This is a genomic window from Streptomyces sp. NPDC053560 (genome assembly GCF_044544605.1).
In the GTDB taxonomy this organism is placed as follows: domain Bacteria; phylum Actinomycetota; class Actinomycetes; order Streptomycetales; family Streptomycetaceae; genus Streptomyces.
This window is the reverse complement of sequence record NZ_JBITXI010000011.1, coordinates 93,432-105,314: the sequence shown is the minus strand read 5'-3', so window position 1 is coordinate 105,314 and position 11,883 is coordinate 93,432. Positions and strand designations below refer to the sequence as shown.

10 protein-coding genes are annotated in these 11,883 nt (G+C 75.2%); all 10 read right to left on the bottom strand.

The genetic code is table 11. The features are described from left to right. Nucleotides 1–83: 83 nt before the first annotated feature. The gene (locus ACIGQF_RS26150; RefSeq protein WP_399715104.1) at nucleotides 84–1,688 is read right to left on the bottom strand and encodes an ABC transporter ATP-binding protein; all 1,605 of its coding nucleotides are present in this window, start codon (nucleotides 1,686–1,688) and stop codon (nucleotides 84–86) included. A 71-nt stretch (nucleotides 1,689–1,759) separates the two neighbouring features. Continuing rightward, nucleotides 1,760–2,644 (bottom strand): ABC transporter permease subunit, encoded by an 885-nt coding sequence (locus ACIGQF_RS26145; RefSeq protein WP_399714681.1) that lies wholly within the window; start codon nucleotides 2,642–2,644, stop codon nucleotides 1,760–1,762. Further along, complete coding sequence (locus ACIGQF_RS26140; RefSeq protein ID WP_399714678.1) at nucleotides 2,641–3,645, bottom strand: ABC transporter permease; 1,005 nt, start codon at nucleotides 3,643–3,645, stop codon at nucleotides 2,641–2,643. The genes ACIGQF_RS26145 and ACIGQF_RS26140 overlap by 4 nt, the downstream gene beginning before the upstream one ends. Beyond that, nucleotides 3,642–5,234, bottom strand: coding sequence for an ABC transporter substrate-binding protein (locus tag ACIGQF_RS26135; RefSeq protein ID WP_399714675.1), 1,593 nt, complete (start codon nucleotides 5,232–5,234; stop codon nucleotides 3,642–3,644). The genes ACIGQF_RS26140 and ACIGQF_RS26135 overlap by 4 nt, the downstream gene beginning before the upstream one ends. Nucleotides 5,235–5,335: 101 nt before the next feature. Further along, nucleotides 5,336–6,157: a class I SAM-dependent DNA methyltransferase gene (locus tag ACIGQF_RS26130; RefSeq protein WP_399714673.1), complete on the bottom strand. Its 822-nt coding sequence runs from the start codon at nucleotides 6,155–6,157 to the stop codon at nucleotides 5,336–5,338. A gap of 20 nt (nucleotides 6,158–6,177) precedes the next feature. After that, nucleotides 6,178–7,425 carry an MFS transporter gene (locus ACIGQF_RS26125; RefSeq protein WP_399715101.1) on the bottom strand — a complete coding sequence of 416 codons (1,248 nt, stop codon included), beginning with the start codon at nucleotides 7,423–7,425 and terminating at the stop codon, nucleotides 6,178–6,180. Nucleotides 7,426–7,442: 17 nt separating this feature from the next. Continuing rightward, nucleotides 7,443–8,543, bottom strand: a complete 1,101-nt coding sequence (locus tag ACIGQF_RS26120) for a dipeptide epimerase (protein WP_399714670.1) — start codon at nucleotides 8,541–8,543, stop codon at nucleotides 7,443–7,445. Further along, nucleotides 8,540–9,646: a PLP-dependent cysteine synthase family protein gene (locus ACIGQF_RS26115; RefSeq protein ID WP_399714667.1), complete on the bottom strand. Its 1,107-nt coding sequence runs from the start codon at nucleotides 9,644–9,646 to the stop codon at nucleotides 8,540–8,542. Before ACIGQF_RS26115 ends, ACIGQF_RS26120 begins: the two co-directional genes overlap by 4 nt. After that, nucleotides 9,643–10,518: a Rossmann-like domain-containing protein gene (locus tag ACIGQF_RS26110; protein ID WP_399714664.1), complete on the bottom strand. Its 876-nt coding sequence runs from the start codon at nucleotides 10,516–10,518 to the stop codon at nucleotides 9,643–9,645. Before ACIGQF_RS26110 ends, ACIGQF_RS26115 begins: the two co-directional genes overlap by 4 nt. Beyond that, nucleotides 10,515–11,771 carry an ATP-grasp domain-containing protein gene (locus ACIGQF_RS26105; protein WP_399714661.1) on the bottom strand — a complete coding sequence of 419 codons (1,257 nt, stop codon included), beginning with the start codon at nucleotides 11,769–11,771 and terminating at the stop codon, nucleotides 10,515–10,517. The genes ACIGQF_RS26110 and ACIGQF_RS26105 overlap by 4 nt, the downstream gene beginning before the upstream one ends. Between the last annotated feature and the right edge of the window lie 112 nt (nucleotides 11,772–11,883).

The following is an 11,883-nucleotide window of genomic DNA, read 5'->3' as shown; positions in this document are numbered from 1 at the left end:
CCCCGTCGCGGCCGGCCCCCCCGGGGGCGGGGGGCCCGCACCATGAGGTGCGGGCCCCTCGCCACGAGCGGACGGCGGGGCGGTCATACGGACACCCCCGCCGCCCAGTTGTCCGGGGGTTGGAGGAGGGCTGCTGTGGTGGGGTGGGTGGGGGAATCCAGGAGGTGGGGGGTGGGGCCGTGTTCGGCCAGGCGGCCGTTGTCGAGGACGGCGGTGTGGGTGGCGAGGGCGGCGGTGTCGCGGTCGTGGGTGATCAGTACCAGGGCCAGGTCGGGGCGGGTGCGGAGCAGGCCGGTGAGGTGGGCCAGCAGCGACCGGCGGGTGAGGGTGTCCAGGCCCGAGGTGATCTCGTCGCAGATGAGGACGCGGGGGCGGGCCAGGAGGGCGCGGGCCAGGGCGGCGCGCTGCAGCTCACCGCCGGAGAGCCGCTGGGGGCGGCGGCGGACGAGGTCGGCGGGGAGGCCGAGGGCGGCGAGGGTGTCGTCCGCCTCGGTCAGGGCCTCGGCGGTGGGAACGTTGCGCAGCCGGACGGCCGTGCGGGCCACCTGGTCCAGTACGGGGCGGTGTTCGTCGAAGGCGGCGCGGGCGTCCTGGAAGACGTACTGGACGGCGGCCAGTTGGGCGGGGGTGCGGGCGCGGAGGCTGTGGGGCAGGACCTCGCCGTCGAGCCGGATCTCGCCGTCGTAGGTGCGGTGCAGTCCGGCCATGCAGCGGCCGAGGGTCGTCTTGCCGCTGCCCGATCTGCCGACCACGGCCAGGCACTCACCGGCGCGGAGGGAGAGGCCGGGGAGGCGGAGGACGGGGGTGCGGTGGTGGCGGGCGGTGAGTGAGGAGATGTGGAGAAGGGGGGCTTCGGGAGCCGGGAGGACCTCTGAGGTCGCGTTGGCCGGGCCTGCCGTCGCGGCGTCCACCGAGGTGTCGGCCGGAGTGGCTTCGGAGGCGAGGAGTTCGCGGGTCCAGGGGTGCTGGGGGTCCTGCCGGAGCCGGTCCGCCGGGCCGGATTCGAGAATGCGGCCCGCGCGCAGGACGTGGAGGTCGTCGGCCAGGGCCCGTACGACGTCCAGGTCGTGGCTGAGGAGGAGTACGGCGATGCCCCGGCGGGCCACCGCGGCGAGCTGATCGACGATGCGGCGCTTGGTGAGCGCGTCCTGGCCGGTGGTCGGCTCGTCGGCGATCACCACCCGGGCGCCGGTGAGGAGCGCCTGGGCGAGGACGACGCGCTGCTGCTGGCCGCCGGAGAGCTGATGAGGGTAGCGGCACAACAGGTCCTTGGCGTCGTTCAGTTGGGCGTCCGCGCAGGCGCGCAGGACCCGTTCGGTGACGGCCGCACGGCGGTCGCGACGGGGCAGGTCGCGCACCTGCGCGCGGGCGATGTCGCGGAGGAGGGCGTCGACCCGGCGCGCGGGGTTGAGGGCGGCGGCCGGGTGCTGGGGGACGTAGCCGACGAGGCCGTCCGGTACGCGGACCTCGCCGGTCACCTGCGCACCCGCCGGGTATTCGCCCAGCAGCGCCAGCCCGGTGGTCGTCTTGCCGCTGCCCGAGGCGCCGACCAGCGCGGTGATCCGGCCGGCGTGGAGGCGGAGGGAGACGCCGTCGACGAGGGGGCGGGCGGAGCGGGCCGAAGTGCCTTTGCTGCCGCCTCCCGCGTCAGCAGGACCGTACCCGTCGGCCGTGCCGCGTTCCGGCATCGCCACCCGCAGGTTCACGATCTCCGCGACCGGTGTGGCCGCGGCGTACAGGGAGGTGGGCTCGGTGCCGTTCACGCGTGCTTCTCCTTCCGGGGCCGCGGCAGGGCGCGGAGGGGCGTCCGGCGTCGGGCCCGGCCCGTCAGTGCCGCGTCGAAGAGCAGGTTGGTGCCCATGGTCAGGGCGACGATCAGTACGGCGGGCAGGACGACGGCCCAGGGCTGGACGAACAGGCCCGTGCGGTTGCGGTCGACCATGACCGCCCAGTCCGCGGCGTCCGGGGCCACGCCGACGCCGAGGAAGGCGGCGGTGGCCACGAGGTAGAGGACGCCGGTCAGCCGGGTGCCGGCGTCGGCGGCGAGGGTGCGCAGGGCCGAGCGGCCGACGTAGCCCACGGCCATCCGCCACCAGCTCTCGCCCTGCATCCGCAGCGCCTCGACCGCCGGGCGCGCCGCCGCCTCCGCCGCGGTGGCGCGGATGATGCGCGCGGCGTCCGGAATGTTGACCAGCGCGACGAGCAGCGCGAGGCCCACGGCGCCGGGCGAGAAGACGGCGGCGACCAGCAGGATCAGCAGCAGGGACGGGATCGCGAGGAGCACGTCCAGCGGGCGCATCAGGAGGTCTTCGAGCCGGCTGCGGTGGGTCAGCGCGGCGGCGAGGCCGAGCGGCAGGGCCACCGCGTACGCCAGTGCCGTCGCGCAAAGCGCGGTGAGGACGACGGTGCGGCCGCCGAGCAGCACCTGCCGCCAGACGTCCCGGCCGACGAAGTCGGTGCCGGCCCAGTGCCCGGCGCCGAGGGTGAAGGAGGCGGCGCGGGGGCCCGGTTCGCCCGCGAGCAGCGGGCCGAGGAGGGCGAGGAGCAGGGGGACGGCGACGAGGAGCAGGCCGAGGAGGAAGCGGCCCGGGCGGAGGGTACGTATGGTCCGCTCGGCGGTGCGGCGACGTACGGGCGTTCTCACGCGGCCACCCCCGCCCGGGGTGCGAACCGGCGGGCCACCAGGTCCGCGCCGAGGTTGAGGACGACGGCGGTGAGCCCGAAGACCACCGCCAGGCCCTGGATGACCGGGACGTCGCGCTCGGCGACGGCGTTCATCAGGACCGTGCCGAGCCCGGGGATCGCGAAGAGGGCCTCCACGACGATGACGCCGCACAGCAGCCAGTCGATGGTGCGGGCGAGCTGCTGGGCGGCGGGCGCGACGGCGTTGGGCAGGGCGTGCGTGTACCGGATGCGCGCGCCGGCGATGCCGTACCGGCGGGCCTGTGCGGCGTACGGCGACGCCAGCGCGTCGATCATGCCGGCGCGGACCAGCCGGACCAGCGAGCAGACCGGCCGGGCGAGCAGGACGAGGACCGGAAGGACGAGCGCGGCGGGGTGGGCGAGCAGGTCGCTGCCGTAGCCGACGGCGGTCGGCGGGAGCCAGCCCAGGCGCAGCGCGAAGACCGTGACGAGGAGGACGCCGAAGGCGAACTCCGGTACGGCGTAGATGCCCAGCGTCACCGCGCTGATGACGCGGTCGGCGGACCGGCCCTCGTGGCGGGCCGCGAGGACGCCCAGGCCGACGGAGAGCGGTACGAGCAGGGCGACGGTGAGGCCGGCGAGCAGCACGGTCGGGCCGACGCCGTTCGCGAGGTACGTGGCGACCGGGCGTCCCGAGGTGAGGGAGGTGCCGAAGTCGCCGTGCAGGAGGCCGGCGGCCCAGGCGGCGAGGCGTTCGTGCGCGGGCCGGTCCAGGTGCAGGGCCTCGCGGATCGCGGCGATGCGCGCCGGGTCGGGCTGGTCGCCGGCGAGGGCCACGGCCGCGTCGCCCGGCAGGGCCTCGGTGAGGGCGAAGACCAGCAGGACGACGGCGACGGTCTGGCCGGCGCCGAGCAGCAGTCTGCGGATCACCCAGGACCGCAGGCCGCTGCCGCGCGCCTCCTTGGCGAGGCGCGCGGCCCTCGGGGCTCCGGTGGCGGTCACGCCAGCCACACCTTGTCGAAGCGGGCCCAGTCCAGGGTGTTGGCGGGCGCTTCGTGCGTGACGCCCCGGACGTTCTTCGCCGTGCCGAGGATCCAGTCGGCGAAGCCCCAGACCAGGAAGCCGCCCTCGGCGTACAGGCGGCGCTGCATGCGTCCGTAGACGGCCGCCCGTTCCTTCTTGTCCTTGGTCGACTGGGCCTGCTGGTAGAGGGCGTCGAAGTCCTTGTGGTGCCAGTGGGTGGCGTTGGTGGTGGAGTCGGTGAGCAGGCGCTGGGAGAGGTGGGACTCGATGGGCATGGCGCCGGAGCGGTAGCTGGCGAGCGTCCCGGAGTCCAGGGTGTCGGCCCAGTAGGTGTCCTTGCTGCCCGTGCGCACCTTCACGTGCACCCCGGCCTCGGCGGCCTGGTCGCGGAAGATCGACGCGGCCTCGGTGAAGCCCGAAGCGACGTCGGAGGTGTCCAGGGTGACCTTCAGCCCGTCGGCGCCCGCCTTCTTCAGCAGGTGGCGGGCCTTGTCGAGGTCCTGGGTGCGCTGCGGCAGGCCGTCGGCGTAGTACTCGTACCCCTTGCCGAACAGGTCGTTGCCGATCTCGCCGGCGCCGGACAGGGCGCCCTCGACCAGCTCCTTGCGGTCGGCGATCAGGAAGAACGCCTCGCGGACGCGCTTGTCGTCGAACGGCGCACGGTCGGTCTTCATGGCGAACGCCTGCATGGCGCTGTTGCGCAGCCTGATGATCTCGATCTGTCCCTTGCCCTCGTGGGCGCGGGCGGTGGTCGGGGTCAGTTCGTGGGCGTACTCGACCTGCCCGCCCAGCAGGGAGTTGACGCGGGCCGACTCCTCGTTGGCGACGAGGAACTCCAGCCGGTCCAGGTGCGGCGCGCCGTCCCAGTGGTCGTCGTACCGTTCGACGACGGTGGAGCGGCCGGGCGTGAAGGAGACGAAGCGGAACGGGCCGCTGCCCACCGGCTTCCTGTCGAATTCGGTCGCGCCCTCGGGGACGATGTACGCGCCGAACGCGGCAAGGACGTTGGGGAATTCGGCGGTGGGGCGCTTCAGGACGAACTCGACCGTGCGGCGGTCGACGGCCCGGCTCGCCTTGAGGTCGATGGGCTCCAGGGACGCCTTGGCGCGGAAGCCCTCCTTCGGGTCGGCGATGCGGCGATAGCTGTAGAGGACGTCGGCGGCGGTCACCGGCCCGCCGTCGTGGAAGGTGGCCTTGCGCAGCTTCACGCGCCAGCGGTCCAGGCCGTCGTTGGGCTCCCAGGAGGCGGCCAGCCGCGGCTGTGCCGAGAGGTCGTTGCCGTAGTCGGCGAGCTTGTCGAAGAGGGCCTTGGCCCTGGCGGCGTCGGCGAAGAGGTTGGTGCGGTGCGGGTCGAGGGTCTCGCTCGCGCCACCGCCGGCGAACGCGGCCCGCAGCGTGCCGCCGCGCCGGGGCTTGCCGTCGCCGCCCGCGGCGGCACCGGAGCCGCCGGGGCCGCCGCAGCCCGCCAGCGCGAGCGCGCCGAGCCCGGCCGCGCCGCCGGCGGCTGCGAGGAATCCGCGGCGGCGCAGGCCGGGGAAGCGGGAGTCGTCGAGGGGGGCAGGGGGCATGACGGTGTCCTTCGGGTACGAGGTGCGCGGTACGACGTACGGGTACGGGCGGATGCGGTCAGGTGGTGTGCACCAGACGGGGTGCGTCAGCCGCGGTGGCATCAAGCGGGGTGTGTCAGCCGGGCGACGACGTGCAGCCGGTCCGCGTCCAGGCGCCGCCCCGGCCCGTCGCCCTCCAGCCAGGCGGGTTCGGTGCGCGGCCCCGGCCCGTCGTGCAGGGCCAGTACCTCGAAGCCGTGCGCGGCGAGGAAGTGGCGCAGCTCCTGGGGGAAGAGCAGCCGCCACGCGGAGCGCTGCTCGTGCGGCGGGGTGCCGTCGTCGGCGGTCCACACGCGGGTGCGGCGCAACAGCTGCGCGGCGCGGTCGACGGTGAGGGTGGTGGTCGCGGTCCAGGTGGTGCCCTGCCAGGTGAAGCCGGTGGTGGCCGGGGTGTCGAGGAGTTCGGTGCGGCCGAGGAAGAACGCGCCGTTGCGCATCTCCGCGACGAGCAGGCCGCCCGGCGCCAGGCTCCGCCGGCAGGAGGCGAGGAAGCCGTCGAGGTCGTCGTTGGTGTGGCAGTACAGCAGGGCGCTGTCCAGACAGACCACGGCGTCGAAGGAGCGCGCGGGGAAGCGGAAGCGGCGCAGGTCGGCCGGTACGTAGGAAGGCCCGGGGTGGTGCGTGCGGGCGTACGCGAGCATCGCCTCGGAGAGGTCGGCGCCGACGACCGACCGCCCGGCCCGGTACAGGTGCGCGGCGTCGCGTCCGGTGCCGCAGCCGATGTCCAGGACGCGCGGGCCCGCCCCGTGGCGGAGCAGGCAGTCCTCGGTCCAGCGGCCGGCCAGCCGCTCGTCGTCGGGGAACCGGGCCTCGTACAGCTCCGGGTTGTCGGTCAGGAGATTGCGGGCCGACGGGGCGTCGGCCACCGGTATGCCGCTGCTCACGGTGGTTCCTTCCAGGATGGTCACGCGGCCACCGCCACGGGTGCGGCGGGCGTACGGGCGGGCAGTCCGCGCAGCCGGTGCAGCCAGGCCACGCCGGCGGCGGACAGCAGCCCGAACGCCAGGCAGCAGGCCCAGGCCAGCCAGTCGGCGCCGGTACGCCCGCCGGTGTCCATGGCCCAGCCGACGACGGCGTTGCCGGCGGCGGCCGCGATGCCGGAGACGACGTAGAACAGGCCGAAGTAGGTGCCGGTCAGTTCGGCGCGGCCGAAGTCGGGGATCAGCTCCATCACGAACGGCTGGGCGACCATGACGCCGAGGTAGAGCAGCAGCGCGCCGAGCAGTACGGGCAGGGCGCGCAGCGCGGCGGCGCCGAGGGAGCCGGGCGGCCCGGACAGCCCCGCGACGGCCATCGGCGGGACGAACGCCAGGCCCATCAGGCCGAGTCCGGCAGCGATCCAGCGGGCTCGGCTGCCGCGTTCCTTCAGGGCGCGGGTCAGGCGCAGTTGGAGGGTGAGGTTGGCGACGGTGCCGACGAGGAAGACGATGCCGGCGGCGCCGTCGAAGCCGGTGGCCCGGCGGGCGCCGTCGGGCAGCAGCAGGTACAGCTGGTTCTCCATGGTGAACATGCCGACCATGGCGAGCGCGAAGGCCAGGAAGGTGCGGTTGCCGACGACCTCGCGCCAGTCGCCGAGGACGGAGTTCTTCGTGGGGACGACGGAGCGGGCGGGCAGGACGGCTGCCTGGGCAGCGGTCAGTACGGCGAAGATCGCGGCAGCGGTGAGCGCGGAGGCCCGGAAGTCGACGAGCAGCAGGGCGGAGCCGAGCAGCGGGCCGACCAGCGCGCCGGTGGTCGCGAACACGTTGAACAGCGCGAACGCCTCCGCCTTGCGCTCCCCCGCCTCCTGCGCCAGGTAGGCGCGCACGGCCGGATTGAACAGCGCACCGGCCAGTCCGCTCAGGACGGAGGCGGCGAGCAGCACGGCCAGGCCGTCGCCGAGCGCGAAGAGCGCGAAGCCGACGGTGCGCAGGGCGCAGCCCGCGATGATGACGCCGCGGGCGCCGAGCCGGTCGGCGGCCGAGCCGCCGATGAGGAACAGGCCCTGCTGGCTGAGGTTGCGGACGCCGAGCACGATGCCGACGACCGCGGCCGACATCCCCAGGTCCTCGCCCAGGTGCACGGCGAGGTACGGGATGAGCAGGTAGAAGCCGGTGTTGACGCCGAGCTGGTTGACCAGCAGGAGGCGGATGGCGAGCGGGAAGCCGCGCATCTCGTGCCAGATCTTGGTCACCGGGGCACCTCCGCGAGCAGGCCGTCCGGGCCGGGGGCCGGGTGCGGCAGGTCGGCGCCGGGTACCGGGCGGACGCCCAGGCCGGGGCCGCGGCCCGCGCGTACGGTGCCGTCCGTGCCCCCGAGGCCGGTCCAGGGGTCGTGGGAGAGCAGCAGGTGGCCGTCGAGGTCGGTCCAGCGGGCGCGGTCGGCGAGGTGGACGGCGGGGGCGAGCCCGAGAGAGCTGGCGGTCAGGCAGCCGAGCATCAGACCGGTGCCGCTGCCGGATATCAGCTCGGCGATGCGCAGGGCCGCGTGCACGCCGCCGCACTTGGCGAGCTTGACGTTGATGCCGTGCACCCGCCCGGCCAGCCGCCGGGCGTCCTCGAAGGAGACCGCGTCCTCGTCGGCGATGACGGGCAGCGGGGACCGCTCGGCGAGCCGGGCCAGCGCCTCGGGATCGCCGGGCGCGAGCGGCTGCTCGACGGCCTCGACGCCGAGGTCGGCGTACCGGGGCAGCAGGGCGCGGGCCTGTTCGGCGGACCAGGCGCCGTTGGGGTCGAGCAGCAGCCGGGCGTACGGGGCTGCCTCGCGCACCGCGCGTACCCGCTCCAGGTCGTCCTCCGGGTCGGGCGAACCGGCCTTGACCTTGAGGACGGAGAAGCCGTGCCGGGCCAGCCGGCCGGCCTCCTCCGCCGCCTGCCGGCGGGAGCCGATGCCGAGGGTGCGCGCCGTCGCGGCCCGGGGCGCCTCCCGGGCCCCGAGGAGCCGGTGCACGGGGACGTCGGCGCGCTTGCCCACGAGGTCGAGCAGGGCCGACTCGACGGCGGCGGTCACGGCGGGCGGGGTGCCCGGCGCGGGCAGCTCCCCGGCGCGGAGCGCGTCGAGCGCCGCCTCGGGGCTGTCGAAGCGGGCGAGTTCCAGGGCGGTTTCGCGGAACAGCCGGCCGATGGTGGCGGCGTCCAGACCGTAGTAAACGCTGGCCACGGCCTCGCCGTAGCCGCGCTGTCCTTGGTGTTCGACGGCGAGCCAGACGGCGTCGCGGGCCGCCATCGTCGAGCGGGAGATGCGCAGCGGCTCGGTGAGCCGGAGCCGTACGGTGCGCTGGCTGAACTTCACGGGGTCCCTTCCCAGGGGGCGGGTCGGATGGCGGGGAGCGGGGCGGCGAGCGGATCGGCGACCGTCCGGCAGCGCGTCCACCCCGTGGCCTCGGCGGCCCGCGGGTGCGGGATCTCGACGGGGCGGGTGGCGGCGGTGGCCGGGTCGAGCCCGTGCGCGGCGGCGAAGTCGTCGTCGAAGACGGTGCCGAGGTACCGCTGCGGGCCGTCGGGGAAGACGGTGGCGACGACCGCGCCGGGGTGGACACGCGCCGCCCAGGCCGCGACCAGGGCGACCGCGCCGGTGCTCCAGCCGCCGCTGACGAAGTTCCCCGCGGCCAGCCGGCGGCAGGTGTCGGCGGACTCGGCGGGGCCGACCCAGTGCACCTCGTCGAACGCGTCGTAGGCGACATTGCGCGGGTGGATGCTGCTGCCCAGGCCGCGCATCAGCCGTGGCCGGGCGGGCTGCCCGAAGATCGTGGAGCCGGTGGCGTCGACGCCGATCAGCCGCAGGCCGGGCCAGTGCCGCCGCAGCGGGCCGATGATGCCCGCGCTGTGGCCGCCGGTGCCGACGCTGCACACCAGGACGTCGAGGTGGTCCAGGTCGGCGGCGATCTCGGCGGCGAGCGAGGCGTATCCGGCGATGTTGTCGGGGTTGTTGTACTGGTCGGGCCAGTACGCGTCGGGCAGTTCGGCGCGCAGGGCCCGCAGCCTGGCGAGGCGCGCGGCCTGCCAGCCGCCCTCGGCCGCCGGGCGGGCCACCAGCTCCAGCCGGACGCCGTACGTCCGCAGCAACTGCCGCATCGACGGCTCCAGTTCGGTGTCGCCGACGAGAACCACGGGGTGGCCGAGGGCCTGTCCGGCGAAGGCCAGGCCGACGCCGAGCGTGCCGGAGGTGGACTCCACGACGGGTGCGCCGGGCCGGAGTTCGCCGCGCTCCTTGGCACCCAGCAGCATGGACACGGCGGCCCGCGCCTTCATGCCGCCCGGGGCGAGCCCTTCGAGCTTGGCCCAGAAGCCGGGGTGCGGGCAGGGCAGGTCCGCGGTGATCCGGGCCAGCGGGGAGCGGCCCAGCAGGGCGAGCAGCTGCGGGTTGGCGGTGGGGTGCAGGACGGCCGTGGTCATGCGGCGGCCCCGGCGGTACGGCGGCCGGAAGCGGCGGCGGCCCCGGCGTCACGGTACCGGTGGACGGTGCCGGGGCCGCCGTCCAGCCAGAAGAACGGGTACGGCTCGGCGCACACCGCGCTCACCCCGGCCCCGAGGAACCGCGGCAGCACGGCGCTGCCGGTCTGCGCGAACATCACCAGCGGGGTGCCGTGCGCGGCGGCGTGCGCGCGCAGCGCCTCGAAGGTGCCGTTGCCCAGCGTCATGCCGGACGCCAGCACCGCGTCGCAGCGGCCCAGTTCGGCGAGCGCGTCGGTGGCGACCGGTTCGTCCCACTCGGTCGTCCCGCCCTTGAGGTCGCACGGCACGTACGTGAGGCCGCGCTCGCGCAGCGCCTCCAGCAGCGAGTTGACGACGCCGACGACCAGCACGCGGGCGCCGGGCGCCACGTCGAGCAGCTCGACGACGGCCCGCGCGCGGGCCCGGGACTTCTCCAGCGAGCTGCCGGCGGGCAGCGGGAAGGGCCGGGCGCCGGGCGCCGCTTCGTGCGGCAGGACGTGCATCAGGTACGCGTCCAGGGCGGCGATCCGTACGGGCAGCAGCTCGTGCGCCAGCAGCCCGGCGAGGTCCGCGCCGACGCACGCCTCGACGGCCGCGTCGGTCAGGGCGCCGGGCTCCACCGCGCACGAGCCGACCGCCGCGCCGAGCCGCAGGCTGAGCACTTCGTTGCGGTAGCCGCCGCTGCGCCCGGCGTGGCGTACCGCCTGCCGGGTGCTGAAGGCGACGGAGATCCGCAGGCCGGCCGGGTCGGGGCCGTACGCGCCCGCCAGGACGCGGGCCACCAGGTCGTCGTAGGAGGCGGCGGTACAGGGGCCGTCGGCGGCGGGGCTCATCGGGCCGCCACCCGCGGGCGCAGTGCGGACAGCAGGCCCTCGACGCGGGCGCGGGCGCCCGGCCCGTCCGGGTCGCCGGCCATGACGTGGCCGAGGTACTCGTTGTTGCTGCCGGCCGCCTTGACGTCCTTGCCCGCCTCGGCGAGCTGGAGCTCCAGTACGCCGTCCGCCTCGCGCACGGTCTCACCGCCGTCGATGCCGGTCAGCACGCCCGCCTCCCGGGGCACGAGGAAGCCGATCGCGGCGCTGCGCAGCCCGGTGTCCCGTACGGTCGCGTCGGGCCGCCGGCCGAGCGCGACGTCCACGCAGGCGGCGGCCACGTCGATGCCGGTGACATGGCGGATCAGCTCGGTGATGCGGTTGCCGGCGGGGCGCGGATTGACCTCGACGATGCGTGGCCCGCCGGGTGTCAGCTTGATCTCGGTGTGCCCGACGACGTCGTCCAGGCCGAGCGCCTTGACGGCCTGGACGGCGGTGTCGGCCGCGGCCGCCGCGTCGGCGGCGGGGAGCGCCGCGGGGAACATGTGGCCGGTCTCGATGAAGGCCGGCGCGCCGCCCACGCTCTTGTCGGTCACCCCGATGACGTGCGTACTGCCGGCGTGCGTCACGGTCTCGACGCTGACTTCGGGGCCGATGAGCAGCTCTTCGAGCAGGACGACGGGCGCCCGGCGCTGGCCGCGCGCGTTGACGGGGAAGTCCTCGACGGCGCGGTAGGCGCGCTGCAGCTCCGCCTCGTCGGCGACCTCGCGTACGAACATCCCGGCGCAGAGGTCCACCGGCTTGAGGACCAGCGGGTAGCCGATCTCCGCCGCGGCGGCGGCCGCCTCGGACCGGTCGGCGCAGACGGCGAACCGTGGCTGGGGCAGCCCGGCGTCCGCGAGCACCCGGCGGGTGGCGTCCTTGCGGCAGGCGCTCTCGACCGCTTCCGGTGCCGGGCCCGGCAGGCCCAGGTGCCCGGCGATCCGCGCGACGGTGGGCAGGTAGTAGTCGCAGGAGGTGAGCACGCCGTCGAAGCCGAGCGCGGCGTGCAGCCGCTCGGCGTACGGCAGCAGCGTGTCCAGGTCGTTGGTGTCGGCGGTCAGCACGTTGCGGGCGCCGAGCAGCGGATGGGCGGCGCCCTCGGGCGCGCTCCGCAGGTAGTGGTGCAGGTCGCGGGTGAGGAAGGTGAACTCGTGCCCGCCCTCGCGGATCGCGCGCGGCAGCAGCCTGCTCATCGCTCCGACCCAGCTCTCGACCATCAGCAGATGAGCCACGATTCCCCTTCTCCGGCGGTGCGTTGCGGACGTCGGCCGAGCCCGGGACGCGTCCTGACGGAGCCATCCGGCTTGACCGCCCCACACTGTAAACGATAATCATTTTCAAGTC

Bases quoted from the DNA above. Each gene is read 5' to 3' on its own strand.
- ACIGQF_RS26150 (WP_399715104.1), bottom strand. From the start codon at position 1,688: ATGCCGGAACGCGGCACGGCCGACGGGTACGGTCCTGCTGACGCGGGA.
- ACIGQF_RS26135 (WP_399714675.1), bottom strand. From the start codon at position 5,234: ATGCCCCCTGCCCCCCTCGACGACTCCCGCTTCCCCGGCCTGCGCCGC.
- ACIGQF_RS26125 (WP_399715101.1), bottom strand. From the start codon at position 7,425: ATGCGCGGCTTCCCGCTCGCCATCCGCCTCCTGCTGGTCAACCAGCTC.
- ACIGQF_RS26115 (WP_399714667.1), bottom strand. From the start codon at position 9,646: ATGACCACGGCCGTCCTGCACCCCACCGCCAACCCGCAGCTGCTCGCC.
- ACIGQF_RS26110 (WP_399714664.1), bottom strand. From the start codon at position 10,518: ATGAGCCCCGCCGCCGACGGCCCCTGTACCGCCGCCTCCTACGACGAC.